Consider the following 23,925-nt stretch of genomic DNA (forward strand, 5'->3'; position numbering starts at 1 on the left):
GCTTCAAACACCCGAACAAGAGCTAGCGGGAGCGAATGATTTGCGCCGCCTAGGTGGCAAACTGTGTGTAGGTTGTCGCGGCGTACACGTTATCGCTCTTACACGGAGGCATGCGCGTGCTATCGGGTCCGGAGTGAAGCGTGTGTGTCGCTACGGCCTGCACACAGTTTGCCGCCTGGGCGGCCGGGGAATATCTGGCATGGCGTGCCGTAACGCGGGTGACTGAAGCGGGTGAGGCGCAGCGCAAGAGCGCTGGCAACGAACGTGGGTCACGTGATTGCCGTGTGAAGCGTAAGACCCTTTGGGGGCCCTCAAGCAGGGAGAAATGTTGGCGGTGTTAGCCGCTTTCTTTGCCTACTTTTCTTTGCGGCGGCAAAGAAAAGTAGGTGCCGCCCCGCACAGGGGCGACGCGTGAAGCACGCTAACGAATCGCGGATGCCAGCGCAAAGGCCAAAACAACCAAACCGGACACCAGCAAAAGAACCAGAATCACCCGCTTACGGGTGGAGATAAGACCACTTCATACTCCGGCACCCAACTCACGCCAAGAATCTCAGCAACCTGATCGCAGATAGCAGGCCGGAGATCATGCCGCGCATCAAGATAAACAGGCGCATCTGCCCGCATGGGCAGCACAGTCAACATCAACGGTTGCCGCGAATCGATCGTCATATTCCGCACACCAATCTGCCACGGCAACCCGTTATAAAAATGATCATCGATCAGATCGGCACCCGAGAACAGCCGCCCGACATCGCCCGCATATCGGATGGACAGATAGGCATTACTCAAACCGGGCGCGTTCAACGCCTCTTCGGGAACATCGATACGCCACGCGGCGGCTTTGCCAAAGCTCTCTGGCACAGGTTCAACGGCAGCCCGCGCTGCGCCACCTGAAGCAACAGACGACACCGTCTGCGCGAATCGCAATGGCGTAACACCGACATCGAACGCGACTGGCGGCATGGATACCGCGAAGCGCTGAAAAACACCGTCTAGCGGCACTTCCACGAACGCGTGTGTCGAGCCAGGGGCGTGCTGCAAGGGCGGATATACATCGACATCAAAAGAATCGACACCCGTAGAACGCAACACGAGTTCACCATCGCGTTCGAACGCCAACGCATCGGTAAGAATCAGACGGCGCTGTCCATCGAATGGGAGCACGCTGAGCCGTTCGATATCCTCGCTAGCAAGCGTGATGATCGTGATACGCGTGTCGTCACTACAAGTCGCGACGAACACCGAGCCGGGCGTAGGGCGCACCACCAGCCCATCATCCACCTCATGCGTAGTCACGGTTGAATGAGAACTGGCGGATTCGAAATACGTCACGCAACCTGACTCGAACACAAACTCAGCCGCGATCCCATCCGTTGCGGAGAATACGTACGTTTCGCCCTCAGGCGTCGAAAGCCGCGTAACGGGCTGCGCTGTCGCATACCGCAAACGCGCGCTACCGAGCGCAAGTCCAATAGGCCACACGAACCACATTCCCGGCGCAATATCGATCGGCGCCGCAGGCAGCATGATCGTGCGGGTCGCAAGCTTGACCTCAAACTGCACGCCTTGCCGCGCAGGCATCCGATGCTGCCGCACATGATTGTTGAAAAACAGAAAGCCACGATCGCCGTCCGCACGCACAGAAAATCGCGGCGTTTCAAGATCGTCCGCACCGCGCGGCACAAGCTCCGGCGCATACACATCGCATGTCGCCAGTTTGCTGCCCCATTGCTGAAGAAACAGATGCAACGGCCGCAGTTTGCCAAGCACGCGATGCGCTTCGCCATTCGCGCCGAACGGCGCCTGAAAATCGTAATTGACGACAGGCAGATCGTTATAGCCGCCCGTCGCCGTCGACTCCTGTCCATCCACATCGCCAGGCGGATTGCGGCCACCATGTAGCATGTAATAGCCGTACAGGTTCACACCTGAACCAAGCTGAACGGGTAGCATCGCTGCAATGTCGTCAGGATCGAGCACGGGACGGCGACGATACATGGTCGGCACACCCCCGCCGAATTCCGCGCCTAGAAAAGGGGTCTCGCCCGCTACGGCATCCGCATCGCCAGGCTCGCTGTTATGCGTCTGCGCACCAAGATCGCCGCCGACGCGGCTCGTAAAGCGAAACCCATACACCTCGCCCGGCGCCGACATCGCCGTCGATGTCCCCCAAGGCAAGTCCGCGTAGCCGCCAAAAACAGGCGCGACTTCGTGTCGCGGAAACACGGCGTTGTCCCAGCCCGTCACTGTGTACAACGGCGTGTCCAGTCCCGCTTCGCGCGCGAGACGCTTGAGTGTCGCGATGTGCGCGGGCCCTTGCTGCGGCCCCGTCAGGTTGTATTCGTTTTCGAGTTGGATGCCAATAACGGGGCCGCCATCTTTCCAAAGCAAGCCCTTCAACTGCGCGGCGATTTCAGCAAAGAACCGCTGAACATGCTGCAGATACAGCGGATCGTCACTACGCGTCGGCACCTGATCGACGACCCACGCAGGGACGCCGCCATAGCGGACCTCCGCATGCACCCACGGTCCGATGCGAACGAAAGCGTACAACCCGCGTTTCGCGCAGGCTTCAACGAACCGGCGCAGATCGAGCCGCGCATTCCAGTCGAACTGCCCGGAGCGCGGTTCGTGATAACGCCAGATCACATACGACGACACGATGTCGACGCCTGCCCCTTGACCTTCGCCAGCGCGTCGTCCCACTGCGCCTCGGGTACGCGCGCGTAATGCAGCTCGCCCATGACGGGCAGCCACGGTTCGCCGTCGCGCGTCAGATAGCGGCTGTTGATGCCAATCGTCTTCCCATCCGGCGATGTATTCGCGCCCATCCGCAACGTATCCGCGAGCGGCGTAGTGGCAGGGCGGCTTGCATCGACGGTCAGCGTCGGTGTCGGCATATCGCGCGGGCGATTCATCACGCGGAGATCCACGCGCAGACATCGGCGGTGCCGAGCGTGCGCTGACCCAGCACGAAATGCGCGTTGTCAGGTGCGGGCGCTTCGGCAGCACTAGCGCCGAAGTTGAACGCGAAGGTGATCTCGCCGCGACGCCGCACACGCAAGCCTTGCGGAAGATGCGTCACTGCAAGGCCCGCATCGCGCGCCGCGCCTTCGAGCAACGCGCGATGCAATGCCGCATCGAACCACGCGCTCGCATAGCGCACATGGCCGCGCGCGACGATAGCGGGCCAGTTGTCATCGAAACGCGCGAGCACGTCGAGACCGTCGCGCGTTTCGATATGCTCGCGCCAGTGCAAGGCGATGCCCGTTACACCGTTGAGTGTCGTCGTCGGCTGCAGCGTCGGGCGCAACGAATCGACTTCGAGCACCTTGAACGGCAGGACCGTTTGCAGCGCGCCCGGCGGCAACTGTGCGGGAATCGCGAAGTCGGCCGTCTTCGAGCCGGTGCGCGGGCCGATCACCCATTGCGCCGAAGACTGTTCGACGCTCTTCGCAAAGCCCGCAGGCAGCGCCGCGAGACCCGGCACGACGATCAGCTTGTAATCCGACAGATCGGCGTGCGCCGACACGATATCGACATCGAGCGCCATTTCGCGCAGCGTCCGGTAATACTCGAACGCGAGCGTCTGATAATCGAAACCCTTTGCATGCCGCTGGATCTCGAACATCCATTGCGTCTCATAGTCGAACACGAGCGCGACGTCGGCGCGTGGCGCGGGGCCGCTTTGCGCGAGCTTCGTGAGCGCGTCGGACTGCGCGATCTCCTGCGCGGCGCGCGCCACTTCGCGCCCACCCGGCGAGAGCGTGTTGTCGGGCAGATTCAAACCCGAATGCATCTGCTCCTGTGCAAACGGCGCCTGACGCCAGCGGAAGTAAGACACCAGTTCCGCACCATGCGCGAAGGCCTCGTAGGCCCATAGACGCACCATGCCGGGCGCGGGCACCGGGTTCCATGGCGCCCAGTTCACAGGGCCCGCTTCCTGTTCCATCACCCAGAATCGGCCCTGGCCGATCGCGCGATAGCGGTCGTGATCGAATGCCGATACATCGGGGTGCCCCGTGCGTGCATAGCGCGCCTTGTCCTCTTCGCTCAACGCGATCACTTCCGTGCGCGCGATCGGATAGCTGTCCCACGTCGCAACATCGATGCCCTTGTTCGCGGCGAAGCGATAGTGATCGAAAGTCGTGAAGAAGCCCATGAAGTTGTGCAGCATGTCCGCGTTCGGCGCGTAGCGTCGCAGCACATCGACCTGTTCGCGGTGGAAGCTCGTCACTTCGTCGGACATGAAGCGGCGGAAGTCGAGCAGATGAATCGGGTTCGCGTCGGTCGGCGTCAGGTTCGGCAACTCGATTGCATCGAACGATGCGTATTCCATGCTCCAGAACACCGTGCCCCAGCGCTGGTTCAGGTTGTCGACGGTTTCGTAGCGGCGTGCGAGCCACGCCTGAAAGCGCGTGCGGGCCGCCTTCGAATAGCTCGGCACGGTTTCGTGACAGCCGAGTTCGTTATCCGTTTGCCACGCGATGACAGCGGGATGCGAACCATACCGTTGCGCCATTACCTCGACGATACGCAGGCATTCGCGTCGATATGGCTCGCTGCAAATATCGTAATGACGGCGCGAACCGGAATTCCATGTCGTGCCGTCGGCGCGCACGGGCAGCATCTCCGGCAGCGAATCGACGAGCCACTTCGGCGGCGATGCGGTGGGCGTGCCAAGCACGATTTTCAGGCCGGCGTCGGCCAGCGTGGTTACGGCGCGGTCCAGCCATGTCCATTCATAGACGCCCGCGCGCGGCTCCATGCGGCTCCACGCGAATTCGGCGATCCGCACATGCGTGATGCCGAGTTCGACCATCCGGCGCGCGTCGTCGGCCCACATCGTTTCCGGCCATTGTTCGGGGTAGTAGCAAACACCCAGTTGCATTGTCGAATTCTCCAGAGATCAGTAGTGTGCGGTCGGCCTTGCGCGTCAGCCTTTGCTTGCGCCGAATGTCAGTCCCGCCACGAAGTGCTTTTGCATCAGGAAGAACATCAGCACGGAAGGCAGCGCGGCCAGCACCGAACCGGCCGCGACGAGATTCCACGCGGTCGTCCATTGCCCCTTGAGCGCGGCGACGCCGACCGTAATAGGCGCGGCGTCGTCGCCTTGCGTGAGGCACAGTGCCCAGAAATAGTCGTTCCAGACGAACGTGAAGACGAGAATGCCCAGCGCCGCGAGTGCCGGGCGGATCAGCGGCAGAACGATGCGCGCGTAGATCGTCCATTCGCTCGCGCCTTCGACACGCGCCGCCTCGATCAACTCGAAAGGCAACTGCTTGATGAAGTTGCGCAGAAAGAGCGTGCAGAAACCCGTCTGAAACGCGATATGAAAAATGATCAGCGCCCATACGGTATTGAACAGCCCGACTTTCAACGCCATGTCGCGCACCGGGATCATCAGGATCTGCACGGGCACGAAATTGCCCGCGACGAACGTGAATAGCACGACGATGTTGCCGCGAAAGCGATACGTCGCGAGCGCAAAGCCCGCCATCGACGCCAGCAGGATCGCACCAAGCACGGACGGCACCGTAATCAGCACGCTATTGGCGAAGTAATGGAGCATCGGCGTTTGCGTGAGCGCGGCGCCGTAGTTGTCGAGTAACGCGAAGTGCTTGGGAAAGGTCCAGTAATCGCCTTGCGAAAGCTCATCAGATGAGCGGATCGACGTGACGAGTACAGCGAGCATCGGCAGCAGCCACACGAGCAGCGCGAGCGGCAGCGACGCCTTGTAGATCGCGCGGTTCCAGGGTTTCCAGCGTTCGACGGGAAGCGGATACATGAGAGTTCTCCTTGCGCGATACGTAAATCAGCGTTCTTCGCGCAGCATCCGGCGCAGATGGAACACGATGTAGACGAGCATGATCGCGAACAGCACGACGGCAATCGCCGCCGAATAGCCTTCGCGGTAGTACTTGATGGCCTGGTCGTACATGTAATAGGCAAGCACGGTGGAGCTGTCGAACGGACCGCCGCCGCTCATCACCGCGATCAGGTCGAAGCTGCGCAATGCGCCGATCACCGTCAGCACGACAGCCATGAAGGTGGCGGGGCGCAGTTGCGGCAGGATCACGTGCCACAACAGATGCCAGCCCTTCGCGCCTTCCATGCGCGCAGCTTCCACCACTTCCGGGTTGATCGACGTGAGACCCGTCAGATACAACACCATGCAATAGGGCGTTTGCGGCCAGAGCGCGGCGAACACGATGCCGAACGTCACCGTGTGTGCATCGCCGAGCACGGGAATGCCGTGACCGACAATCACCTTGAGCAGACCGAACGTCGGGTCATAGAACCAGCTGAACACGAGGCCGACGACCACACCCGACAACACAAACGGCGCAAAGAACAGCGACTTCACGACGCGCATGCCCTTCACCTGCTGGTTCAGATACAGCGCAAACAGCAGACCCAACGGCGGCGCAAGCAGGAAGAACACGAGCCAGATCAGGTTGTTCTTCAGCGCGACGTAGAACGTGTCCGCCTGGAACAGTTCTGCGTAGTTCGCAAGGCCGATGAAGGTCTTTTCCGTCATGCCATCCCAGTTGTAGAAACTGAGCGTGATGCTGCTGAAGATCGGATAGATCACGCACAGAGCAAACAGCGCGCAGCCCGGCAGCAGAAAGAAGAACGCCGCGCGGTTACGTGCGCGCCCGGACCTGGACGTGCGGCGGCTGCGCGCCGAAGGCAGGCGAGCGATAGACGTGGACATGACGAAAACCTCGTTCGATGCGGCTCGCCCGTTGCGGCGAGCGGCAGGTGATTCGTGGGCGCATCGGTTGCGATGCGCCCGGCAGGCAGCCGCGTTCGGCGCGGCCGCCTTCAGGACATCACTTGTGATAGATGCGTTTGCGCGTCGCTTCGAGACGGGCGAGCAGCGAGTCGATCTGCGACGGATCGTTATAGAACTGCTGCATGGCCTTCATGCCTTCGTCGGCCATTTCCTTCGTCATATCGCGGTCGTAGAACTGCGCAATGCCGCCCGTCGTGCTCGCGAGCGTCTGGAAGCCGACCTTCGAAATGGGATCTTCCGGTTCCGCCGCCTTGCTGTTCGACGGCAACTGGCCCCAGCCGCGCGCGAGATCCGCGTTGATTTCAGGCGTTTCCATGAACGAGAGCAGACGCCGCGCGTCGGTCTTGTTCTTCGCCTTGGCGGGGATCAGCAGCACGTTGACGGGACCGTCCTCGGCCATCGGCACCTTCGGATCGATGACCGGGAAACGCATGAAGCCGATCTGATCCTTGACGCTCGACGGAATGCCCGCCGAGAAGAACGTGCCCATCAGCATCATCGCGGCCTTGCCGTTCGCGAGGAACGGGCCGATCGAGTCGAGATCGTAGGACAGCGCGTTGTCGATGTAGTAATGATCGTCCATCAAGGTCTTCCACGTCGTGTAGACCTTCTTCACACGCGGATCGGTGTACGGCACTTCGCCCGCCATCAGCTTCTGGTGAAACGCGTTGCCGTTGATGCGCAGGTCGAGATAATCGAACCACGCGGCAAGCGTCCAGCTGTCGCGCGCGGCGACGGCAATCGGCGCGACACCGCTTGCCTTGAGCTTCTTGCAGGCGTCGAGGAATTCTTCCCACGTCTTCGGCTCGCTCTTGATCCCTGCCTTCTCGAACAGATCCTTGCGATAGAAGAAGCCGTATGCGTCATAGCCGAGGGGCGCCGCATACTGCTTGCCGTTATACGTCGATGCTTCCTTCACCGATGCGTACTGCTGGCTCCAGCCGTTCTTCGACCAGTCGCCGGACAGGTCTTCGAGCAGGCCGCGCTTCGCGTAGTAAGCCATGCGTTCGCCGTCGTGCCACGACACGACATCGGGCGGATCGGTCGCGAGCCAGCCGCCCATCTGCACCTTGTACGCCTCTTCGGTGATGTAGGTGATCTTCAGATCGACATCGGGATTGGCCTTCTTGAACTTGTCGAACGCGTCCTGCCATGTCGAGCGCTGGTTGCCGCGCGCCGACACGTTGACGTTCAGCTGACCAGCGTCGGCATCCGCTACAAAGCCCGACAGCAGCGCTGCCGAGACGGCGAACGCAGCCGTCACGGAGCGCGTGTTGAAAAAGGCGAGCCCCGCAAGGCGGCTCAGGTGCTTGTTGATCATCGTGGTGTCTCCTTGAACTGCGTTGTTGGCCGGCCGCTCGACGCGGACAGCGGTCTTCGTGCCCACCGCGCCGGCTCTATGGCCGGCTGTTGAGATCGGCGAACCCGGCAGGCGCGGTTCGCGTCGTCGCCAGGCTGCTTTTACGACATGTGCAGCGCGACCGCTTGCGCTTCTGTCTCGACGTTGCGCGTCAGCGCGATGCCTTCTTCATCGAACAGATGGCATGCGTCGGCAGGCACACGCAAAGCCAGAGGCTCGCCGTTGCGAATCGACACATCGCCGGACGCTTTCGCGATCAGCGTGCCGTCCGCACATTCGACATGCACATAGCTGTGCTCGCCAAGCTGTTCGGTGATCAGCGATTTAACGGTGAGCGTTTGCGCGTCGCCGTCGAGACGGATGTGCTCGGGACGAATGCCGAGCGTGACAGGCTGGCCACGCGTGAGACGCGCGCCGTCGACCTGCACGCGCAGCGTCGTGCCGCTGCGGTTGAGCCTGACGTGCACGCCATCGTACGCAGCCGCTTCGACTTCGCCATCGAGGAAATTCATGCGCGGCGAGCCGATGAAACCCGCGACGAACCGCGAACGCGGCCGGTGATAAAGCTCCAGCGGCGCGCCGATCTGCGCGATGCTGCCGATGCGCTGCGTATCCGCACCCGCGTGCAGCAATACGATCTTGTCGGCTAGCGTCATCGCTTCGATCTGGTCGTGCGTCACGTAGACGACGCTCGCCTGCGCGAAGCGCTGATGCAACCGCGCGATTTCGATGCGCGTCTGGCCACGCAGCGCGGCATCGAGATTGGACAGCGGCTCGTCGAACAGAAACACGCCCGGCTCGCGCACGATCGCGCGGCCAATCGCGACGCGCTGACGCTGACCGCCTGACAGTTCGCGCGGTTTGCGTTCGAGCAGCGTATCGAGTTGCAGCACGCGCGCTGCTTCGCGCACTTTGCGGTCGACTTCGGCCTTCGGCGTTTTTGCGAGCTTCAGGCCGAACGCCATGTTTTCGTAGACCGACATGTGCGGGAAGAGGGCGTAGCTCTGGAACACCATCGCGACACCGCGCTCGGCGGCGGGGACGCCGTTCATCGATCGGCCGTCGATCGTCACGTCGCCGTCGGTCTGGTCTTCGAGGCCGGCGACGATGCGCAACAACGTGGACTTGCCGCAACCGGACGGTCCGAGGAACACACAAAACTCGTGCGCGCCGATTTCAAGGTTGAGATTGCGAATGACGGGCGCATTGGCGCCGAACGTCTTCTGAATGTTGGTCAGGGAGATCGCGGACATGGTGTTTTCCCTGGATTTAAACGCTTAAATCTGCGTGGAAAAAAATCGCGCAGAGGCTTGCGCGGCGTGGATTTAAGCGTTTAAATTCGGGTGTGCTCGAAGGCGCCATCATGTTTGTCTCCTGCCTGCTTTCGAGAAAAGTTATCAAAGCCTGCGGTAGATGCGCAACATCTGATTCGCAGTCTCTAAATATGGGATCTTTCCTAATCTTTCTGGCATGGCGACATTAACCGACGTCGCGCGACGCGCGAAGGTCACGGCGGCAACCGTTTCGAACGTGTTGCGCAACCCGGACAAGGTGCGGCCCGAAACGGCTGAGCGCGTGAAGCGGGCTATCCGCGAGCTTGGCTACCGGCCTAACCTGAACGCGCGCGCGTTGGCAGAAGGGCGCTCGCCCACGCTGGCGCTGATGCTGTCGAGCATCGCGAATCCGTTTTATCCCGAGTTCGTGCTCGCCGCCGAACGCGCGGCGCGGCGCGCCGGCTACTTCCTGATGGTCTGCAACACGGACGACGACGCGGAAATCGGCCGTGCGTACCTCACGCAGATTGCGGGCACGCTGGCCGAAGGCGTGCTGGTGCTCAACACGGATATCGCGATCAATGAACTGTGCGAGTCCGCAGCCGTCGGCGCGCCGATCGTGTTGAGCCTGTGGGAGCATCCCGAGCAGTTGCCTGCGCTGCCGTGCGTGGCCGTCGACTTCGCGCATGCGGGCGCGCTCGCGGCGCGGCATTTGCTGGAACTGGGGCATCGCGATATCGGCATGCTGGTTGGCGACGGTTGCGGCGGCTTGCAGGATGCGCGTGCGACGGGCTTTCGCGAGATGATGCGCGAAGCCGGTCTCGAACCGGACGATGCCGCCGTGCTGCAGATTCCCGATACGATCGACTCGGGCTTTGCCGCGTGTGTGGAATTGATGGAGCGCGAGCCGCATCTGAGCGCGCTGTTTGCGACCAATGATCTGCTGGCGATCGGCGCGTTGCAGGCGCTGGCGACGCTAGGCCGTAAAGTACCCGACGATGTGTCCGTGATCGGCATCACGGACATTCAGCTTGCGCATCAGGTGCGGCCGTCGCTGACGACGGTGGCGATCAATACGGAAGCGATTGCGCAGGCGTCGATTGAATTGCTGATACGGTTGATTCACGAGCCGCGTGGTGACACGCAGCCGCCCGCAGTGATTGCGCCTTTGCCGACGTTGGTGAGAAGGCAGTCCACGTAGAATGGCCGCATGGACCTCAAACAAATCCAGTACTTCATCGCACTCTTCGAAGACGGCTCGGTGACGCGCGCGGCGAAGCGCCTGAACATCGTCCAGCCGGCGCTCAGCATGCAGATTTCGAAGCTCGAAGCGGAACTGGGACAGGCGCTATTCGAACGCGGTCCGCACGGCATGACGCCCACCGACGCCGCGCGCCAGATGTATCGCCTGTACACGCCGATCATGCGCGACATCGAGCACGCGCGCGTGCAGTTGAGCCGTCAGGATGTGATCGTCACGGGCCGCGTGTCGCTTGGCATGGTCGCATCGGAAACGGAAAGCGTGCTTGCCGAATCACTGGCGAAGTTCAATGCGCTGTTTCCTCAGGTCGAGGTATCGGTGGCCGATGGGTTCAGCGCGCAGTTGATCGACGGCGTCGAAGCAGGGCGCCTCGATGCCGCGATCATCAACAAGCCGCGCGGCCGTCTCTCGCTCGACATGCAGCCGCTGCTGGTCGAAGAGATGGTGTACGTGACGGGCATGGAGTGCGTTGCCACGTTGCCGGACACCATCGATCTTTCACAACCGCCCGCCGTCGAACTGGTGCTGCCGACCCGCCGCAACGGCTTGCGCGGCGCACTCGATGCCGCGCTGATGGCCGCCAATATCGTCATCAAGCCCACCTTCGAAATCGATCTGCTGAGCACCATCGTGCAGTTCGTCGAACAGAGCAGCGTCGCCACGATCCTGCCGCGTGTGGTCGTGCAGCGCAAAGTGGACGAAGGCACGCTGCGCGCGCACCGCATTACGACGCCGTCGATCTTGCGGCACATCGTTCAGGTCTCGCATCCGAAGCGCCCGATCGGGCCCGCCGCGCAAGCCCTCATCGACATCATTGCGGAGGAAATCCGCCGCGTCACGAAGAGCGCGGCGGACGAGTGAGACCGTTCAGCCCGCGTTGCGCGAAGCGGGCTGATCGAGCCGGCCACGGGTCTCCGGCACGATGAACGCGCCAATCAGGAAGATCACGCTGATCGCGCCGACGAAGATCGCGAGCATGACGGGCAACTGGCTCGTTTCCTTCGCGACCAGCGAGACGAAGGTCGGCATCATGCCGCCGATCGCAAAGCCGATGTTCCATGACAGACCCGTACCCGTCGCGCGGATCGCCGTCGGGAAGCGCTCGTTGAGGAAGATCAGGATCGGCGCGTAACCGGCGCTGCCCAGCGCGCTCAACACGACTGCGTAGAGGCCGAGCGTCACGATGTCCGTGGCCGTGGGCAGCAGCAGAAAGATGCCCGGCAGCGCGACGAGGCGAATCAGCCCGATCCAGATGAACGCCGTCTTGCGGCCGATGAACGTGCTCAGGTGTCCCGCCGCCACCGACGCGACCACGACGGCGACGCTGCAGATCATCAGGATCGCGGCGGCGGCACCGTTAGGCGCGTGGCTCACGACCTTCAGGAACGTCGGCAGATAACCCGAGGTCAGGTAGTAGCCGCTGCCGCCGCCGATGGTCAGCAGCAGATTGACGAACAGGATCGACCGATAGTCGCGCGAGAACAGCGTTTTCAGCGGCGAGCGCACGATCTCGACGGCGGCATCGCGCTTTTGCGCCGCGGCTTTCGCGGCCTTTTCCGCGGCCAGCTTGCGCCACAGCGGCGATTCTTCGAGGCTGTTGAAGACGAAGAGGCCGAGCACGGAACTGATGATCCCCGTGAAGAACATGCAGCGCCAGCCCCACACGTCGAACAGTTCGCCCGGAAAGAGCGACGACATCAGCAGGAACGTTAGCGATGCGAGCAGCGCGCCCATGCCCGCGCCACCGCCGCCGATCAGTCCCGACACGGCGCCGCGATATTTCGGCGCGACGGATTCGGTGCCGATGGTATGCGTCGACGCCACCACGCCGCCGACGAACACGCCCTGCACAAGCCGCAGAGTCAGAAACAGCACGGGCGCGACCAGTCCGACCGTATGCACGGTTGGCAGCAGGCCGAAAGCCGCCGTCGATATGCCGACGCCGACCACGGCAACGATCATCGCGCCCTTGCGGCCGTGACGGTCGGCGTACGAGCCGAACAGCGCGGAGCCGAGCGGGCGCATCAGCAGCGTGACCGCGAACGACGCATAGACGCCTGCGAGCGACAGCATCGCGTGATCGGACGGGAAGAACAGACGCCCGACGACGGGCGCCACGTACAACAGCACGAACAGGTCGAACAGATCGAGAGCCCAGCCCAGACATGAAGCGAATACTGCACCCATGACCTGCCGCTGGTCGATAGCCGGCACGGCGGCGCCGTTTTGCGCTGCTACGGACATCATTCATCTCCTTGAATGGTCACCGTCCTGTCTCTGTATCAGTCCGGTGAAAGTGGCACCTGTCGATTGCGTGCTCTGATTGGCGTTAATGAAACCGTCGATTGAATTCGCTATGGCGTTGAAACGAGTGGCGCTGCGTGCGTCGCGCCCGTTGCATGTCGATGCTTGACCATGGCATCCGCGATCTTCTCGGCGATCATGATGGTCGGGATATTCGTGTTGGCCGATGGCAGTCGCGGCATCAGCGATGCGTCGACCACGCGCAACCCTTGTGCGCCATGCACGCGGCCTTGTGTATCGGTCACGCTGTCCGGACTTCGCGTGTCGCCCATCCGGCATGTGCCGCTCGCATGCCACACGCCGAACACATTCGCTCGGATGAAGTCCGCAAGCGCGTGTTCGTCGGCGAGTAAAGCGGACATGCGCTGGCCGCGTGTGAAGAAACGTTCGATCAACGCGCGCCGTAAGGGCGCAGGCGTATCGAGCAGCGTGCCGAGTAGCGAAGTCAGCAGCGCATTGCCTCGCCCGACTCGGCTCAGTGCTTTCACGCGCGGAGAAAACGCGGCAGGAAAGAAGTCGCGCGTATCGTGACCGAGGCCGGAAGCATCGACCACGCGCGCGAGCATTCGCACGCCGGCAGCGAGCCGTTCGAGGTCGCGCGCGTCATCGAGCAGATTGAGTTCGACGCGAGGCGCATCGGATGTATCAGGAGAGATCAATTGCACACGGCCCCGCGAATAGGGCCGGTTGCACCACAGAAAGAACAGGCCGAGCCGGTTGCCGAGTGCATGCCATGCGGCGCGCGTCGCGCTCGACAGATAAAGATCGGATGCTTCGCCGCCGTCCACGCCCGAGGTCAGGCGTGCCGCCATCATGCTGGCGCGCCGCCGCGACAAAGGCATGCGAAAACCCGGCGCGAGAAAATGACAGAACGTCAGCGACGGATGATCCTGCAGATTGCGTCCCACGCCAGGCAGGTCGACGCGGCATGCAATGCCGAGCGCGTCCAGTTCCTGCTGCGATCCAATACCTGCACGCAACAGCATCACAGGCGACTGCAACGCACCCGCGCACAGAATGACTTCGTTCGCGTCGAACTGCACGCGTTCACCGTTGCGTGCCACGGCAACGACGCCGCGCGCAACCGTGCCGTCCATCACGATGCGCTCGACGCGCAGTTCCGCGAAGACGCGCAGATTGCCGCGCTTGCGCGTCGCCTCGTCGAGATAGGCAACAGCCGTCGACACGCGCTTGTCGTCGAGGTTCGAAAACGCGCCGGGGAAAAAGCCGTCGTCGAACTCGGCGTTCTGATCGCGCAGCATCACGAGCCCCTGAGCGCGCAGTCCATTCGCAAACGCGTGACAGAACGGCGGCCAGTCTCCGGGCATGATGCGGCGAATCGGCACGGGGCCGTCGTGCCCGTGCATATCGCCGCCGGGAAAATTCACATCGCGTTCGAGCTTGCGAAAGTAGGGCAGCACGTCGCGCCAGGCCCAGCCCGTCGTGCCGTTCGCGGCCCACTCGTCGTAATCGCGCGGCAGCCCGCGATTGGCCGACTGCACGTTGATGCTCGATCCGCCGCCCATCACCTTGCCTTGTTCGTAGACGCGAGTGGCCGCGCCGCGCGTCGCCTGCGCCTTCAGTTCGGGCCAGATGTACCTGTCGCCGCAAAAGACGGGCATCGGATAGCTGTCGAGAATCTCGCCAGGCACGGCGCCCGGCGGTGTGTCCACACCCGCTTCGATCAACGCGACGCGCAGCGACGGCACGGCCGACAGCCGGTGCGCAAGCACGCACCCCGCCGACCCGCCACCGACGATCACGTAATCGAAGCGTTCCATGAACGTTCCTCCAAACCTTTGTCGTGCGCTTGTTACCGCGCGCTTATGGTTTATTGCCCGCGAAACACAGGCTTGCGTTTCGCGTGAAATGCCTCGACGCCTTCGCGGAAATCGTCGGACGAACGCAGGCGGCTATAGCAGTGGCCTTCCAGTTCGATCGCAATCGACAGCGGCGCATCTTCCGTATCGTTGAGCAGTTTCTTTGCGGTACGTTGTGCGAGCGGCGAGAACGCACGCAACTCATCGACGAGCGCATCCGTGGCGGCTTCGAGTTCGGCATCGGCGACACATTCGACGGCGATACCCCAGTCATAAGCCTGCTTGCCGGGAATACGGCGCGAGCGCATCACGATATCTTTCGTGCGGCCGATACCGACCATCTGCTGCAAGCGTGCGGAACCGCCCGAGCCCGGAATCTGGCCGAGCTTCTGTTCGGGCAGCGCGTAGAAGGTCGTGTCCGTGGCGATGCGGAAATCGCACGCGAGCGACAGTTCGAAGCCCACACCGAAGCAGAAGCCGCGATTCGCCGCGATCACCGGCTTCGAGCAGCGTGTGGGCGCCGCGATATTCCATGCAAGCTTCGACACGCGTTCCGGCGATGCTTCGAGAAAGCCCTTGATGTCGCCGCCGCTGGAAAAATGCTCGCCCTTCGCGCGCACGACGATCACACGCACGCGGTCGTCTTCGTCGAGGGCTTCGAAGGCCACGCGCAACTGGTCGCGCGCATGCATCGAAATCACGTTGAACGGCGGGCGGTTCAGAATGATGTCGGCGCGTTCGCGTTGGGCGTCGATTTCGACGTCAAAGCCGTCGAGGTCCTGAAGCAGCGTCTGGCCGCGGTGGGTCAGGTCGGTCATGAGTGTCACTCCTTCGTGATTTCAATGTGTTGATGCAAGGCGTCAACCGATGCGGCCGGGCCGCGCTCGTCGCGCAGGTATTCGCCGGCCTGGAGCTTGCGGCGCAGTATTTTGCCGACCGGGGACTTAGGGATGTCGTCGACGAACACGTAGTCGCGCGGTCGCTTGAAGTTGACGAGATCGGACGCGCGGCACCATGCGTCGAGTGTGTCGCCGTCGACGTAATCGCTTCGCTTGACGAAGGCGACGACGCGCTGTCCCCAGCGTTCGTCCTTCACGCCCGCCACGGCCACTTCGTCGACGCACGGATGCAGCGACAGCACCGATTCGATATCGACAGGCGAAATGTTCTCGCCGCCGCTGATGATCATGTCGTCGACACGGCCGGAGACGTAGAGATCGCCGTCTTCGTCGAAGAAGCCGGTGTCGCCCGTGAAGTACCAGCCGTTGCGCAGCGACTTCGCGTTCGCATCGGGCCGGTTCCAGTAGCCTTCGAAAGCTTCGTCACCGAGCAGGTCCGCGATGATCTGGCCTTCTTCTCGCACGGCGGCGACGTCGTCCGGCGACTGCGCGTCGAGCTTCACGACGCGCAAGCGGGTGTTGATGCCTGCGCGTCCGGCGCTGCCGGGCTTGAGCGTCGCGTGCTGGTCGATGCTTACTGTGTAGACCTCGGACGACCCGTAGTGGTTGACGAACAGTTCCGGTTCGAAGGCAGCTGACAGACGCTTGAGCAAGCCATCGCTCATCGGCGCGCCTGCAAAACCGAGCTTCGTGACGGATGACGTATCGATATCGCCGAACGCGCGATCCGCGAGCAGATCGTGATAGAGCGTCGGCACGAGATAGAGACACGAGAGCTTGTATTGCGCGATCGAATCGAGCGCGAGGCGCGCATTCCAGCGGCGCACGCAGACGAACAGGCCATCGACGAGCGCCATCGAAAGCAGCGAGCGCACGCCCATCGTGTGATAGAGCGGCATCACGCCGAGCGTGCGCTCACCATGCCGATAGAGGTTCTGCGCCACGTGTGCGAGTGCTGCAGAGCGCTCATGCCGGTGTCGGCGCGGCACACCTTTGGCCTTGCCCGTCGTGCCGGACGTGTAGAGGATCAGCGAGTAGTCGTCGGCAGAGGCGTGCGTCGTCGTCGATTCGGTGCTTTCGTCTACGTGAGCAGTTTGAACCGCGAGCAGCACGTCGATCGATGCGGTTCGTCCCGGCGCATCATCCAGCGCGATGCGCGCCACATTCTGCGCGGCGGGGCTTTGCATCACGGCTTCTGCGCTCACGGGCTCGTAGACGATCGCCTTTACGCCCGCGTCGGTCACGCAATAGTCGAGTTCGTCAGGCTTTGCGCGCCAGTTGAGCGGCACGATGACGATGCCCGCGAACTGGCAGGCCCAATGCAGCGTCGCCATTTCCCAGCGGTTTTGCAGCACGACGAGCAGACGGTCGCCATGCGCGAGACCCAGCTCCCGCAGCCCGTGCGCCGCTTGCAGAATCAGCCGGTGCCATTGCGCGTAAGTGACGCGAAACTCGCCGTCGACGAGCGCCAGCGCATTCGGGCTGCGCTCCACGCTTTGCAGAAACGTGCGGCCGAGATCAAGCATGTTCGGCCTCCGTGTCCGCGCACGGCGCCTTGCGCCGCGCCGCGCAGTGGAGCACGGCGGCGACGATCGGCGTATAGCCCGTACAGCGGCAGATGTGGCCCGACAGCATCTCGCGCACCTGTTCTTCTGTCGGATCGGGCACGCGCTGTAAAAAGTCCGCGCACGACATCAGGATGCCCGCCGTGCAGAAGCCGCACTGCAATGCATGATGACGCGAGAACGCCTGTTGCAGATCGCCGAGTGTCTGCGCGGGCGCGAGCCCTTCGACGGTATCGACGCGCCGGCCGTCGGCCTGCACTGCGAGCATCAGGCACGAGCGCGCCGCGACGCCATCGACATGCACGGTACACGCGCCGCACACGCCATGCTCGCAGCCGACGTGCGTACCCGTCGCGCCGAGTTCATGGCGCAGGAAATCGGACAACAGTTCGCGAGTTTCGCAATGGCCGCTGCGTTCGCGGCCATTGAGGGTCAGCGTGACGGCGTGCTGCTCGCCGTGCCGCATGACATACGGTGTGGACTTGCTCACTTGGCCTCCTCGATCACGCGCCATCCGAGTTCACGTACCAGATGACGGCGGTACTTCGCGCTGATATGCGCATCGTCCTGCGCGCCCAGTTTCCAGCTCAAATCGTTCAATGCACCGCGCAGGTCGTCGCCCTGCAGACGTGGCCAGCACTCGACTTTCGGCCGGTCCGCGACGCCGCCCACGGCGATCCGTATCGCGTCGTCCGTGACGACGGCGGCGCATGCGACCATCGCGAAGTCGCCGTGACGTGCCGAGCATTCAGCGAACCCAAAGCGCTCGCCCGGCTGCTTCAACGGGAAGCGCACCGCTTCGACGAGTTCGTCCGGCTCGCGCGCGGTCATCAACATGCCCTGAAAGAAGTCGCTTGTCGACACGGTGCGTTGCTTCTTTTTCGAGCGCAGCAGCACGTCGCCGCCGAGCGCCGTCAGCACGAGCGGCAATTCCGCGCTCGGGTCCGCATGCGCGATCGAGCCGCACACGGTGCCGCGATTGCGAATCTGAAAGTGCGAGATGTGGGGGAAGGCCATCGCCAGCAACGGGACTTCGTCGCGCAGCGTCGCGCGCCATTCGACGCTGCCTTGTGTCGCCGCTGCACTCACGACGAGACGGCGCGCATCGCGATCCACGCGCACGGCGTTCAGTTCGTCGGTGCGCGAGATGTCGACGAGCACGCGCGGCTGCGCAAGCCGCATGTTCAGCACGGCCATCAGCGATTGGCCGCCCGCCAGCACGCGCGCGTCTTCGCCGCTCTGAGCGAGCATCTCAAGCGCTTCGTGCGTTGTCTTTGCGCGAACGTAGTCGAAGGCGGCGGGCTTCATGCGTGCCTCCTGAAGCGTGCGAAGAGACGCCGGAACAACCGCGCGAGTGGCGAAGCGTCCGTTGCGAGTGGTTGGCCTGCAGCCTGCCGTCCGAGCGCTTCGAACAGTTGCCGCAGCACGACCTTCGCCGCGCCTTCGAGCATGCGTCCGCCGACGGCGGCGACCTTGCCCGACACCTGGGCTTCGTAGTCGTATGTGAGGCGCGTGCCATTGGCCGTCGGCGTGAGTTCGACGAGCCCGTTGCCGCGTGCACTGCCGAGCGGCGAAATGCCCGCGCCCGCCAGCCGCAGCCGATGCGGCGCATCGATCTCCGATAAACCGATACGCGCCTCGAAACGCGCCTTGATCATGCCGACGCCAATCGTCACGTCCGCGCGATACTGGTTCGGTCCCGTCGCTTCGAGCGCGTGGCAGCCGGGAATGACTTTCGCAAGCGCAACGGGGTCGAGCAGCACCGCAAAAATCGCTTCGGGCGTGGCGGGCAGATCGACGCTGCCTTGCGCCGTGAGCGCGCGTCCGCCGCCGGGTGTTGCGGGCTTCGACGTCGCTGCTTCGCGGAATTCGGGTCGCGAAGGTTCGGGATCGTCGATACCGATCAGTGCCATTACCTTCGAAGGCGTGAGCGGCAAGCGGATATCGTCGATGCCGAGCGCGTCCGCCACCGCGTTGGCGATGCACACGGGCGTGGTCATGTTGTTGCCTTCGCCCAAACCTTTCGCGCCGAGCGGCGTGAACGGCGAGGGCGTTTCCAGATGCACGATCAGCGGATCGGGGACTTCGCAGGTGGTCGGCATCAGATAGTCGGCGAGCGTGCCCGACTGGAAGCTGCCGTCCGCGCCATAGCGGAATTCTTCGAGCAATGCCGCGCCGAGGCCTTGCGCGAACGCGCCGCGAATCTGGCCATCGGCGAGCGCGGGATTCAACAGCGTGCCTGCGTCATGTGCCGTGACATACCGGTCGATGCGGACGTGGCCCGTCGCGCGGTCGAGTTCGATGCCGCACATGTCGAATGCAAAGCCGTAGGCTGCCGACGTATTGATGCGGTCGTTCTCATCCGGTGCGTCCATATGCGGCGGCGACCAGAACACGGTCTCGCGCAAGCCCGGCTCTTCGCCTTCGGGCAGCAGCGCGGGCGCCCAGTGCGGCGCATTGCTCGCGGCGCGGCCGAACGGCAGTGCACGCTCTTCAGCATCCTTCGGATAGATGCGGGCGCCTTCGAAGCGCACGTCGCCGGGCACGCAGCCGAATTGTTTCGCAAGGATGCGCGCGAGCTTGTCGCGCACGCGCATCGCGGCGAGATGCACCGTGCCTGCTACCGCACCCGCAAAGCGGCTCGAATAGTTGCCCGATGCGACGGACCACGCGTCCTTGTGCGTATCGAACTCGACGTTGACGACGATGTCCTTCGGATCGAGGCCGAGCACGTCGGCCACGACCTGCGCGCAGACGGTCATATGCCCTTGGCCAGCGGGCGTCGATGCGATCGTCACGTTCACGCCGCCCAGCAGATCGACGCTCACGGTCGCGCTCGCGATCGCGCCGTTTTTCGGTCCGGCTTTTTTGCGCGCCTCGGCGGGCATCACGGTCGTGATGTAGCCCATATTCGACACGGAAGGCTCGACGATGGCCGCGAAGCCGATGCCATAGAGCCGGCCTTGCTTGCGCGCGGCATCGCGGCGCGCGACCAGTTCGACGTGGCCGCCATCCGACAGCGCGCGCCGCAGCGCTTCCTGATAGTTGCCTGAATCGAGCAGCGCGCCCGCTGCCGCGCGATACGGAAACGCATCCGCAGGCACGAAGTTGCGGCGATAGACGTCGAGCACGTCGAGCTTCAACTCGACGGCAATGCGCTGGATCAACCGTTCGAGCGCGAAATACACCTGCGGCCCGCCGAAGCCGCGCACGAGGCCCGTCGGCGTCTTGTTGGTCAGCACGACGCGGTTGCGCACGAGCAGATTCGGAATCGCGTAGGCGCCCGTCAGGCAACCGTGCATCCGGTAGAAGGTGGCGGGCTCGGGCGCGCGCACGTAGCCGCCGCAATCCTCGAGTTGATCGTAGGAGAGAGCGGTGATGCGTCCATCGTTTTCGACGGCGGCTTCGATCGTCGATAGCCGCGCCGTCGCGGAAGTGGCCGCGCTCAGATGTTCGAGCCGGTCCTCGACCCATTTCACGGGTGCGCCCGCCTTGCGCGACGCGAGGCACATCAGCACGACATACGGAAACACCGCCTGCTTCACGCCGAAGCTGCCGCCCGAGTCGCGCGGGGCCTTGTGACGCAAGCGGTTTGCAGGCACGTTCAACGCCATCGCCATCACGGCATGCAGCGAGAACGGACCCATGAAATTCGACGTGACGTCGTAGCCTTCGTCGCCTGACAGATACTCGGCGATCACGACGCCGCATTCGATCGGCGCGCACGAGTTGCGCGGATAGTGCGTAACGAGCTTCACGCGATGCGGCGCCTGCTCGAATGCCGCCTCCGGCTCGCCGTAGCGGAAGTGCCGGTCGCTGATCACGTTGGTGCCGACCCGCTCGTGCAGAACGGGCGCGTCGTCGCGCATCGATTGCTCGATTGAGGTGACGGGATCGAGCGGCGTGTATTCGACCTTGATGAGGTCGAGCGCGTCTTCGGCGAGTGCGCGCGATTCCGCCATCACGACGGCCACCGGTTCGCCGACATAACGCACGCGATCCATCGCGAGCGCCCATTGCTCCATCGGCGATTTCACACCGACCACGAAAGGACGCGACCATGGGCGCAGATCGTCGCGCGTCAGCACGGCGCGCACGCCGGGCAGCTTTTCTGCGCCGCTCGCATCGATCGAAACGAGTTCTGCGTGCGCGTGCGGCGAGCGCAGCACGGCCGCGTGCAACGTGCCTGGCTTCACGCCGATGTCGTCGCCATAGCGGCCCCGGCCTGTCAGGATTGCCGGGTCTTCGAGCCGCTGCATCGGGCGGCCGACATGTTTCGCTGCGCGTGCCGGCGCGGCCTCGTGTGCGGGCGCGTCGCGCTCCGCGACGATAGGGGCTTCGGCAACATTCATGTCGCGCTGGTTCATCGGTCGGCTCCATCGTCGTCGCGGCGGCTCGCGAACTCATCGGCGAGACCGCTCCAACGCTTTGCGATCTCGCGATGCTCGATTGCGAACAGATCCAGAATGCGGCCAACCGTGTGATCGACCACGTCTTCGATTGTCTTCGGATGCGCGTAGAAAGCGGGCACGGGCGGCATCACGATGGCGCCCATTTCGGTTGCCAGCGTCATGTTGCGCAGGTGCGCGAGGTTGAGCGGCGTTTCGCGCGCCACCAGCACGAGGCGCCGGCGCTCCTTGAGCATGACGTCGGCGGCGCGCGTCAACAGGTTGTCCGCGAAGCCATTCGCGACGCCCGCGAGCGTTTTCATCGAACAGGGTGCAATCACCATGCCTTCCGTGACGAACGAGCCGCTCGCGATGGTTGCGCCGATGTCGCGCACGTTGTGGGCGACATCGGCAAGCCCGTCGAGATCGCTGCGCGTGAGGCCCAGTTCCTGCGCTGCCGTGATGGCGCCCGACGCCGACACGATCAGATGCGTTTCGTGTGTGCCGAGCCGGCGCAGCGCGGTAAGCAGGCGCACGCCGATCATCGCACCGCTTGCGCCCGATATGCCGACGACGATGCGTGGCTTGCGGGTTGGGCGCTCAGTCATGACGGCGCGCCAGATAAGCGTCGAACGCGGTGTTATCCGCGGCGACGAGGGCGTCGAGATCGACCGTGTCTTCGCCCGGAATCCGTACGCGCGTGAACACATGCGCGGAATAGACCACGGGCCGCGTCGCGTCGAGTCCCATCTTCGCGCTGACGCCTTGCAGATGCGGTGGCGCATCGTCGGGCTGGCCGACGGTCGTCGACGGATCGAGGGGCGAGCCTTGCGCGCCTTCGATCACGACGAGATCGCGATCGGCTTGAAAGCGTGTCGCGATGGCCCATTCGATTTCGGCGGGATCATGCACGTCCACATCCGTATCGACGACGACTACCTGCTTGATGTCGTAGTGCGCGCCGAACGCGCAGAGAATCACGTTCTTCGCTTCGCCTTCGCGCTTCTTGTCGAACTGGATCCACAGGTGATAGCGGCACACGCCGCCCACCGACAGATGCACGTCCTTCACGCCCGGATGGCTGCGTTGCAGATGCGCGAGCAACGTCGCTTCACGCGGAATGCCGCCGAGCAGCAGATGCTCCATTTCAGCGGGGACGATCGTATGAAAGATCGGGTCGCGCCGATGCGTGACAGCCGTGACCTCGATGACTTCACGTGCTTCTTTCGCGCTGTAGTACTTCGGGAACTCGCCGAACGGGCCTTCGGGCTCGCGCACGTTCGGCAGAATGCGTCCTTCGATCACGATCTCCGCGAACGCGGGCACGTGCACGCCGTTCGTCACGCACTGCGCGACGGGCAGCGGTGCGCCTTGCAATGCGCCGGCGATTTCGAGCTCATCGTGATCGATGGGCGTGATCGCTTGCGAGGCGAGCATCGTTAGCGGATCGACGCCGATGGCAATGGCGACGTCGAGTGCGTCGCCGTTTGCTTCGGCTGCTTTCTGGAAGGCATAAAGATGGCGCGGCAACAATAGGATCGCCATGCGGTCGCGGCCATGCACCTGAATGCGGTTAATCGAGACGTTCTGCACGCCTGTACGGGGATTACGCGCGATCACGAGGCCTGCCGTGATGTAGGGGCCGTTATCGTGCTCGCTGTGTGTCGGGATGGGCAACAGCGCGTGCAGGTCGATTGCATCGGTATGAACGATCTGCTGGCAAGCCGCCTCGCCGCGCACGACCCGTTGCGACGCGATGGGCGCGCCGGCGGCATCGCGAAAGCGCGCGAGCAAGGCGTGTTCCTCGACGCCCATCGCTTCTGCGATCCACGCGCGCTTCGACATGAAGCCGCTCACCACCGGCACATCGAGTCCGCCTGGCTGCGTGAAGAACGCGGCCTGCGTGCCGTCGAGCCGCTTGGCGACAGCGGCCAGTTCGTGTTCGAGCGCGATGGGCCGGTCGATCGTCGCGAGACGTCCGGTGCGGGCGAGATGCGCAAGCCAGCCGCGCAGCGTGAGCGCGCCCGAAGGCTCGGCCCATGTGTGGGCCTGCGAAAACGACCTGGCAGAAAAGGCGCCTTGGGTCGCGGCGTCGCGAGTATTCATCTGCGTCTCCATCCATTGCCGCCTCTTCGATACGTCCGATGCGGATCGGATCGAGAGGACATGGAGCCAAGCGTAGCGACAAGGCGGTATAAGTTCTAATACTGATTTTTGATGCTTTGGATCATCGTTGCTGATATCCGTGTTAG

The 23,925-nt window shown here is 63.4% G+C and carries 18 protein-coding genes; 2 read left to right on the forward strand and 16 right to left on the reverse strand.

The window, feature by feature from the left end; all coding sequences use genetic code 11:
• Nucleotides 1–489: 489 nt before the first annotated feature.
• The 7 genes from H1204_RS30610 to ugpC form a co-directional block, all read right to left on the reverse strand.
• Nucleotides 490–2,709: a beta-galactosidase gene (locus H1204_RS30610; RefSeq protein WP_274608256.1), complete on the reverse strand. Its 2,220-nt coding sequence runs from the start codon at nucleotides 2,707–2,709 to the stop codon at nucleotides 490–492.
• On the reverse strand, nucleotides 2,649–2,921 hold the full coding sequence (locus H1204_RS52715) for a beta-galactosidase (protein ID WP_274608257.1): 273 nt from the start codon (nucleotides 2,919–2,921) through the stop codon (nucleotides 2,649–2,651). Before H1204_RS52715 ends, H1204_RS30610 begins: the two co-directional genes overlap by 61 nt.
• On the reverse strand, nucleotides 2,921–4,894 hold the full coding sequence (locus tag H1204_RS30615) for a beta-galactosidase (protein WP_180734335.1): 1,974 nt from the start codon (nucleotides 4,892–4,894) through the stop codon (nucleotides 2,921–2,923). The genes H1204_RS52715 and H1204_RS30615 overlap by 1 nt, the downstream gene beginning before the upstream one ends.
• Before the next feature lie 45 nt (nucleotides 4,895–4,939).
• Complete coding sequence (locus H1204_RS30620) at nucleotides 4,940–5,791, reverse strand: carbohydrate ABC transporter permease (protein WP_007583881.1); 852 nt, start codon at nucleotides 5,789–5,791, stop codon at nucleotides 4,940–4,942.
• A gap of 27 nt (nucleotides 5,792–5,818) precedes the next feature.
• Complete coding sequence (locus tag H1204_RS30625) at nucleotides 5,819–6,721, reverse strand: sugar ABC transporter permease (protein ID WP_180734336.1); 903 nt, start codon at nucleotides 6,719–6,721, stop codon at nucleotides 5,819–5,821.
• Nucleotides 6,722–6,839: 118 nt separating this feature from the next.
• Complete coding sequence (locus tag H1204_RS30630) at nucleotides 6,840–8,123, reverse strand: extracellular solute-binding protein (RefSeq protein ID WP_180734337.1); 1,284 nt, start codon at nucleotides 8,121–8,123, stop codon at nucleotides 6,840–6,842.
• A 140-nt stretch (nucleotides 8,124–8,263) separates the two neighbouring features.
• Entirely contained in the window at nucleotides 8,264–9,415 is a 1,152-nt protein-coding gene (ugpC, locus tag H1204_RS30635) for a sn-glycerol-3-phosphate ABC transporter ATP-binding protein UgpC (RefSeq protein WP_180734338.1), read from the reverse strand.
• A 217-nt stretch (nucleotides 9,416–9,632) separates the two neighbouring features.
• Here ugpC and H1204_RS30640 point away from each other — a divergent pair, with 217 nt between their 5' ends.
• On the forward strand, nucleotides 9,633–10,637 hold the full coding sequence (locus H1204_RS30640; protein ID WP_180734339.1) for a LacI family DNA-binding transcriptional regulator: 1,005 nt from the start codon (nucleotides 9,633–9,635) through the stop codon (nucleotides 10,635–10,637).
• Nucleotides 10,638–10,646: 9 nt separating this feature from the next.
• The gene (locus H1204_RS30645; protein WP_180734340.1) at nucleotides 10,647–11,558 is read left to right on the forward strand and encodes a LysR family transcriptional regulator; all 912 of its coding nucleotides are present in this window, start codon (nucleotides 10,647–10,649) and stop codon (nucleotides 11,556–11,558) included.
• Between the two features lie 6 nt (nucleotides 11,559–11,564).
• On the opposite strand, the gene H1204_RS30650 is transcribed toward H1204_RS30645, so the two are convergent.
• From H1204_RS30650 to H1204_RS30690, 9 genes are all read right to left on the reverse strand, one after another.
• Nucleotides 11,565–12,941 (reverse strand): MFS transporter, encoded by a 1,377-nt coding sequence (locus H1204_RS30650; RefSeq protein WP_180735094.1) that lies wholly within the window; start codon nucleotides 12,939–12,941, stop codon nucleotides 11,565–11,567.
• A 110-nt stretch (nucleotides 12,942–13,051) separates the two neighbouring features.
• On the reverse strand, nucleotides 13,052–14,782 hold the full coding sequence (locus tag H1204_RS30655; protein ID WP_180734341.1) for a GMC family oxidoreductase N-terminal domain-containing protein: 1,731 nt from the start codon (nucleotides 14,780–14,782) through the stop codon (nucleotides 13,052–13,054).
• 50 nt (nucleotides 14,783–14,832) lie between these two features.
• The gene (locus H1204_RS30660) at nucleotides 14,833–15,639 is read right to left on the reverse strand and encodes an enoyl-CoA hydratase-related protein (RefSeq protein WP_042304906.1); all 807 of its coding nucleotides are present in this window, start codon (nucleotides 15,637–15,639) and stop codon (nucleotides 14,833–14,835) included.
• A 5-nt stretch (nucleotides 15,640–15,644) separates the two neighbouring features.
• Nucleotides 15,645–17,246, reverse strand: coding sequence for an AMP-binding protein (locus H1204_RS30665; protein ID WP_180734342.1), 1,602 nt, complete (start codon nucleotides 17,244–17,246; stop codon nucleotides 15,645–15,647).
• Nucleotides 17,239–17,775, reverse strand: a complete 537-nt coding sequence (locus tag H1204_RS30670) for a (2Fe-2S)-binding protein (RefSeq protein WP_180734343.1) — start codon at nucleotides 17,773–17,775, stop codon at nucleotides 17,239–17,241. The genes H1204_RS30665 and H1204_RS30670 overlap by 8 nt, the downstream gene beginning before the upstream one ends.
• Nucleotides 17,772–18,593 (reverse strand): FAD binding domain-containing protein, encoded by an 822-nt coding sequence (locus H1204_RS30675; protein WP_180734344.1) that lies wholly within the window; start codon nucleotides 18,591–18,593, stop codon nucleotides 17,772–17,774. The genes H1204_RS30670 and H1204_RS30675 overlap by 4 nt, the downstream gene beginning before the upstream one ends.
• The gene (locus H1204_RS30680) at nucleotides 18,590–21,652 is read right to left on the reverse strand and encodes a molybdopterin cofactor-binding domain-containing protein (protein ID WP_180734345.1); all 3,063 of its coding nucleotides are present in this window, start codon (nucleotides 21,650–21,652) and stop codon (nucleotides 18,590–18,592) included. The genes H1204_RS30675 and H1204_RS30680 overlap by 4 nt, the downstream gene beginning before the upstream one ends.
• The gene (locus H1204_RS30685) at nucleotides 21,649–22,281 is read right to left on the reverse strand and encodes a UbiX family flavin prenyltransferase (RefSeq protein ID WP_180734346.1); all 633 of its coding nucleotides are present in this window, start codon (nucleotides 22,279–22,281) and stop codon (nucleotides 21,649–21,651) included. The genes H1204_RS30680 and H1204_RS30685 overlap by 4 nt, the downstream gene beginning before the upstream one ends.
• On the reverse strand, nucleotides 22,274–23,779 hold the full coding sequence (locus H1204_RS30690; RefSeq protein ID WP_180734347.1) for a UbiD family decarboxylase: 1,506 nt from the start codon (nucleotides 23,777–23,779) through the stop codon (nucleotides 22,274–22,276). Before H1204_RS30690 ends, H1204_RS30685 begins: the two co-directional genes overlap by 8 nt.
• Between the last annotated feature and the right edge of the window lie 146 nt (nucleotides 23,780–23,925).

The sequence above is a fragment of the Paraburkholderia sp. PGU19 genome, from assembly GCF_013426915.1.
GTDB lineage: Bacteria > Pseudomonadota > Gammaproteobacteria > Burkholderiales > Burkholderiaceae > Paraburkholderia.

Coding starts and splice junctions, on each gene's coding strand:
- H1204_RS30630 (WP_180734337.1), bottom strand. CDS start 8,123: ATGATCAACAAGCACCTGAGCCGCCTTGCGGGGCTCGCCTTTTTCAAC.
- H1204_RS30685 (WP_180734346.1), bottom strand. CDS start 22,281: ATGACTGAGCGCCCAACCCGCAAGCCACGCATCGTCGTCGGCATATCG.
- H1204_RS30655 (WP_180734341.1), bottom strand. CDS start 14,782: ATGGAACGCTTCGATTACGTGATCGTCGGTGGCGGGTCGGCGGGGTGC.
- H1204_RS30645 (WP_180734340.1), top strand. CDS start 10,647: ATGGACCTCAAACAAATCCAGTACTTCATCGCACTCTTCGAAGACGGC.
- H1204_RS30675 (WP_180734344.1), bottom strand. CDS start 18,593: ATGAAGCCCGCCGCCTTCGACTACGTTCGCGCAAAGACAACGCACGAA.
- H1204_RS30665 (WP_180734342.1), bottom strand. CDS start 17,246: ATGCTTGATCTCGGCCGCACGTTTCTGCAAAGCGTGGAGCGCAGCCCG.
- H1204_RS30660 (WP_042304906.1), bottom strand. CDS start 15,639: ATGACCGACCTGACCCACCGCGGCCAGACGCTGCTTCAGGACCTCGAC.
- H1204_RS30625 (WP_180734336.1), bottom strand. CDS start 6,721: ATGTCCACGTCTATCGCTCGCCTGCCTTCGGCGCGCAGCCGCCGCACG.
- H1204_RS30615 (WP_180734335.1), bottom strand. CDS start 4,894: ATGCAACTGGGTGTTTGCTACTACCCCGAACAATGGCCGGAAACGATG.
- H1204_RS52715 (WP_274608257.1), bottom strand. CDS start 2,921: ATGAATCGCCCGCGCGATATGCCGACACCGACGCTGACCGTCGATGCA.
- H1204_RS30690 (WP_180734347.1), bottom strand. CDS start 23,779: ATGAATACTCGCGACGCCGCGACCCAAGGCGCCTTTTCTGCCAGGTCG.
- H1204_RS30650 (WP_180735094.1), bottom strand. CDS start 12,941: ATGTCCGTAGCAGCGCAAAACGGCGCCGCCGTGCCGGCTATCGACCAG.
- H1204_RS30620 (WP_007583881.1), bottom strand. CDS start 5,791: ATGTATCCGCTTCCCGTCGAACGCTGGAAACCCTGGAACCGCGCGATC.
- H1204_RS30680 (WP_180734345.1), bottom strand. CDS start 21,652: ATGAACCAGCGCGACATGAATGTTGCCGAAGCCCCTATCGTCGCGGAG.
- ugpC (WP_180734338.1), bottom strand. CDS start 9,415: ATGTCCGCGATCTCCCTGACCAACATTCAGAAGACGTTCGGCGCCAAT.
- H1204_RS30640 (WP_180734339.1), top strand. CDS start 9,633: ATGGCGACATTAACCGACGTCGCGCGACGCGCGAAGGTCACGGCGGCA.